General features: G+C 56.3%; 2 rRNA genes. Both read left to right on the top strand.

The window, feature by feature from the left end:
- Positions 1-4 precede the first annotated feature (4 nt).
- Positions 5-1,521 (top strand): 16S ribosomal RNA (locus tag ACM6LU_RS39060).
- A 324-nt stretch (positions 1,522-1,845) separates the two neighbouring features.
- A 23S ribosomal RNA gene (locus tag ACM6LU_RS39055) occupies positions 1,846-4,983 on the top strand.
- Together the 16S and 23S rRNA genes form the textbook arrangement of a ribosomal RNA operon.
- Positions 4,984-5,040: the final 57 nt, after the last annotated feature.

Genomic DNA, 5,040 nt, shown 5'->3' with positions numbered 1-5,040 from the left:
GACATTGTTGGAGAGTTTGATCCTGGCTCAGGACGAACGCTGGCGGCGTGCTTAACACATGCAAGTCGAACGATGAAGCCTTCGGGTGGATTAGTGGCGAACGGGTGAGTAACACGTGGGCAATCTGCCCTGTACTTTGGGATAAGCCTGGGAAACTGGGTCTAATACCGGATATCACTGATTCTCGCATGGGGGTTGGTTGAAAGTTCTGGCGGTACAGGATGAGCCCGCGGCCTATCAGCTTGTTGGTGGGGTAATGGCCTACCAAGGCGACGACGGGTAGCCGGCCTGAGAGGGTGACCGGCCACACTGGGACTGAGACACGGCCCAGACTCCTACGGGAGGCAGCAGTGGGGAATATTGCACAATGGGCGAAAGCCTGATGCAGCGACGCCGCGTGAGGGATGACGGCCTTCGGGTTGTAAACCTCTTTCGCCAGGGACGAAGCGCAAGTGACGGTACCTGGATAAGAAGCACCGGCTAACTACGTGCCAGCAGCCGCGGTAATACGTAGGGTGCGAGCGTTGTCCGGAATTATTGGGCGTAAAGAGCTCGTAGGCGGTTTGTCGCGTCGTTCGTGAAAACTCCACGCTTAACGTGGAGCGTGCGGGCGATACGGGCAGACTTGAGTTCGGTAGGGGAGACTGGAATTCCTGGTGTAGCGGTGAAATGCGCAGATATCAGGAGGAACACCGGTGGCGAAGGCGGGTCTCTGGGCCGATACTGACGCTGAGGAGCGAAAGCGTGGGGAGCGAACAGGATTAGATACCCTGGTAGTCCACGCTGTAAACGTTGGGCGCTAGGTGTGGGCGACATCCACGTTGTCCGTGCCGTAGCTAACGCATTAAGCGCCCCGCCTGGGGAGTACGGCCGCAAGGCTAAAACTCAAAGGAATTGACGGGGGCCCGCACAAGCGGCGGAGCATGTGGATTAATTCGATGCAACGCGAAGAACCTTACCTGGGCTTGACATGCGCCAGACATCCCTAGAGATAGGGCTTCCCTTGTGGTTGGTGTACAGGTGGTGCATGGCTGTCGTCAGCTCGTGTCGTGAGATGTTGGGTTAAGTCCCGCAACGAGCGCAACCCTTATCCTACGTTGCCAGCGCGTGATGGCGGGGACTCGTGGGAGACTGCCGGGGTCAACTCGGAGGAAGGTGGGGATGACGTCAAGTCATCATGCCCCTTATGTCCAGGGCTTCACACATGCTACAATGGCTGGTACAGAGGGCTGCGATACCGCGAGGTGGAGCGAATCCCTTAAAGCCGGTCTCAGTTCGGATCGCAGTCTGCAACTCGACTGCGTGAAGTCGGAGTCGCTAGTAATCGCAGATCAGCAACGCTGCGGTGAATACGTTCCCGGGCCTTGTACACACCGCCCGTCACGTCATGAAAGTCGGTAACACCCGAAGCCCATGGCCCAACCGCGTAAGCGGGGGGAGTGGTCGAAGGTGGGACTGGCGATTGGGACGAAGTCGTAACAAGGTAGCCGTACCGGAAGGTGCGGCTGGATCACCTCCTTTCTAAGGAGCAACACATCCACCTCGCCGGGATACCCGGATCAACGGTGGTGGAGTGGCCAGGGTTTCAGCACCGAATGTGTGTTGGCGCTGGTTGCTCAAGGAATTGTGGAACTACTGGTTATGGTTTGAGGTCAGGTTGCCGGCAAGTGTGAGTACTGCCTTCTTCGGGAGGTGTGGAAAGTGTTCTGCCGGGTTTGATCGAGAATTGTTCGCTGGCATGCTGTTGGGTCCTGAGGCAACACGCCGAGGGGCTGGACACGGTCCCGGGGCGTTTGTTTCTGGTGTGGTGTTTGAGAACTGTAGAGTGGATGCGAGCATCTTTGTGGTCAAGTTGTTAAGGGCACATGGTGGATGTCTTGGCTTCAGGAGCCGATGAAGGACGTGGGAGGCTGCGATATGCCTCGGGGAGCTGTCAACCGAGCTGTGATCCGAGGATTTCCGAATGGGGAAACCCAGCACCAGTTATGTGGTGTTACCCGCATCTGAATATATAGGGTGTGTGGAGGGAACGCGGGGAAGTGAAACATCTCAGTACCCGTAGGAAGAGAAAACAACCGTGATTCCGTGAGTAGTGGCGAGCGAAAGCGGATGAGGCTAAACCATGCACATGTCAAGCTGTCAGGCGTTGTGTGTGTGGTGTTGTGGGACCCAGCGTCGAGGATCTGACAGTCCTCGGAATGATCGCGCGTGTTAGTGGAACGTCTTGGGATGGGCGACCGGAGTGGGTGAGAGTCCCGTACGCGAAAACACGTTGTGGATTGTTTGTGTGGTGTTCCCGAGTAGCAGCGAGCTCGTGGAATTTGCTGTGAATCTGCCGGGACCACCCGGTAAGCCTAAATACTTCCTGAAGACCGATAGCGGACTAGTACCGTGAGGGAAAGATGAAAAGTACCCCGGGAGGGGAGTGAAAGAGTACCTGAAACCGTGTGCCTACAAGCCGTCAGAGCCCGAGCAACATCTTTGATGTTTACGGTGATGGCGTGCCTTTTGAAGAATGAGCCTGCGAGTTAGTGCTGCGTGGCGAGGTTAACCCGTGTGGGGTAGCCGTAGCGAAAGCGAGTCTGAATAGGGCGTCTGAGTCGCGTGGTCTAGACCCGAAGCGGAGTGATCTACCCATGGCCAGGCTGAAGCGTCGGTAAGACGACGTGGAGGGCCGAACCCACTTAGGTTGAAAACTGAGGGGATGAGCTGTGGGTAGGGGTGAAAGGCCAATCAAACTCCGTGATAGCTGGTTCTCCCCGAAATGCATTTAGGTGCAGCGTCACATGTTTCACCGCGGGGGTAGAGCTACTGGATGGTCTAGGGGCCTTACCGGGTTACCGAAATCAACCAAACTCCGAATACCGTGGTGTGAGAGTGTGGCAGTGAGACGGCGGGGGATAAGCTTCGTCGTCGAGAGGGAAACAGCCCAGAACACCAGCTAAGGCCCCCAAGTGTGTGCTCAGTGGGAAAGGATGTGGGATTGCCCAGACAACCAGGAGGTTGGCTTAGAAGCAGCCACCCTTGAAAGAGTGCGTAATAGCTCACTGGTCAAGTGGTCCTGCGCCGACAATGTAGCGGGGCTTAAGCACACCGCCGAAGCTGTGTCATTCATGCAATACATCGGCTCAACTCCTTGCGGGTTGTGTCTAGTGGTGTGGATGGGTAGGGGAGCGTCCTGCATCCAGGGAAGCGGCGGCGGAAGCCAGTCGTGGAGGGTGTGGGAGTGAGAATGCAGGCATGAGTAGCGAATGCAGAGTGAGAAACTCTGCCGCCGGATGACCAAGGGTTCCTGGGCCAGGCTAATCCGCCCAGGGTAAGTCGGGACCTAAGGCGAGGCCGACAGGCGTAGTCGATGGATAACGGGTTGATATTCCCGTACCCGAGCACGTGCGCCCAGGATGAGGCGGTTGATACTAACCACCCAAAGCCAGTTACCGATGTCTTCGGACGGAGGTTTCTGTGTGGAGCGTGGGATCTGATTCCGTAGTAGTCGAGTGATGGGGTGACGCAGGAAGGTAGCTCCGCCAGTGAGTGGTAGTACTGGTGTAAGCGTGTAGGCCGAAGCATAGGTAAATCCGTGTTTCATGAAGGCTGAGACGTGATGCGTAGCCGATTGAGGTGAAGTAGAGTGATCCTATGCTGCCGAGAAAAGCCTCTAGCGAGTGCGTGCACGGCCCGTACCCCAAACCAACACAGGTGGTCAGGTAGAGAATACTAAGGCGATCGGGTGAACTGTGGTTAAGGAACTCGGCAAAATGCCCCCGTAACTTCGGGAGAAGGGGGGCCAGTGCACTTGAAGCCTCTTGCAGGCTAGGGTGTGGTGGCCGCAGAGACCAGCGGAAAGCGACTGTTTACTAAAAACACAGGTCCATGCGAAGTCGCAAGACGATGTATATGGACTGACGCCTGCCCGGTGCTGGAACGTTAAGAGGACCGGTTAACCCTTCGGGGTGAAGCTGAGAATTTAAGCGCCAGTAAACGGCGGTGGTAACTATAACCATCCTAAGGTAGCGAAATTCCTTGTCGGGTAAGTTCCGACCTGCACGAATGGCGTAACGACTTTCCGGCTGTCTCAACCACAGGCCCGGCGAAATTGCACTACGAGTAAAGATGCTCGTTACGCGCGGCAGGACGGAAAGACCCCGGGACCTTTACTATAGTTTGGTATTGGTTTTCGGTTCGGCTTGTGTAGGATAGGTGGGAGACTGTGAAGCTGGCACGCTAGTGTTGGTGGAGTCGTTGTTGAAATACCACTCTGGTCGGATTGGGAATCTGAACCTCGGACCATGATCTGGTTCAGGGACAGTGCCTGATGGGTAGTTTAACTGGGGCGGTTGCCTCCTAAAGAGTAACGGAGGCGCCCAAAGGTTCCCTCAGCCTGGTTGGCAATCAGGTGTTGAGTGCAAGTGCACAAGGGAGCTTGACTGTGAGACAGACATGTCGAGCAGGGACGAAAGTCGGGACTAGTGATCCGGCACCGCCTGGTGGAAGGGGTGTCGCTCAACGGATAAAAGGTACCCCGGGGATAACAGGCTGATCTTGCCCAAGAGTCCATATCGACGGCATGGTTTGGCACCTCGATGTCGGCTCGTCGCATCCTGGGGCCGGAGTAGGTCCCAAGGGTTGGGCTGTTCGCCCATTAAAGCGGCACGCGAGCTGGGTTTAGAACGTCGTGAGACAGTTCGGTCCCTATCCGCCGCGCGCGTAGGATACTTGAGGAAGGCTGTCCCTAGTACGAGAGGACCGGGACGGACGAACCTCTGGTATGCCAGTTGTCACGCCAGTGGCATGGCTGGTTGGCCACGTTCGGAAGGGATAACCGCTGAAGGCATCTAAGCGGGAAGCCTGTTCCAAGATGAGGTATCCCACCCCTTTGTGGGTTAAGGCCCCCAACAGACCATTGGGTTGATAGGCCAGAAATGGAAGCACAGTAATGTGTTATCGAGTTGACTGGTACTAATAGGCCGAGGACTTGCCCACAAAGATGTTACGCATCCACTCTACAGCTCTGAAACACCACACCACCACACACAGGTG

Origin of the sequence: Amycolatopsis sp. cmx-11-51 (assembly GCF_047608665.1) — a bacterium.
Lineage (GTDB): Bacteria > Actinomycetota > Actinomycetes > Mycobacteriales > Pseudonocardiaceae > Amycolatopsis.
Note: the sequence above shows the minus strand (reverse complement) of the source record. Positions and strands in the feature narration are given on the sequence as shown.